Below are 320 nucleotides of genomic sequence, written 5' to 3' on the forward strand. Positions count from 1 at the left end.
ACGGCGATCGAGCCGTAGGTTCCGGTTGCCGAGCCATTGATCGACCAGGTGGCGGTGGCATTGTGATCGATGTCGCTTGAGCTGAACTGGCCACTGACGCTGAGGGTGGTGTCCTCCTGCACGTTGCCGGCATCGTTGCCGCTGGCGAAGCTGAGTACCGGCGCATCATTGCTGCCGGTGACAGTGACGGTCACTTGCTGGGTGTCGACGCCGCCCAGGCCGTCGCTGACCAGGATGGTGAATACTTCGTTATGAGTCTCGCCGGCCTGCAACGATTGCACCGCACTGGCAACGCCATTGGTGCCGTTGGCCAGGGTGTA

General features: G+C 62.2%; 1 protein-coding gene. It reads right to left on the minus strand.

All coding sequences use genetic code 11. The features are described from left to right. On the minus strand, positions 1 to 320 hold a 320-nt coding region (locus tag ACCC96_RS30315), incomplete at both ends, for a VCBS domain-containing protein (protein WP_413697744.1).

This window comes from Pseudomonas sp. Pseusp11, assembly GCF_047304405.1.
Lineage (GTDB): Bacteria > Pseudomonadota > Gammaproteobacteria > Pseudomonadales > Pseudomonadaceae > Aquipseudomonas.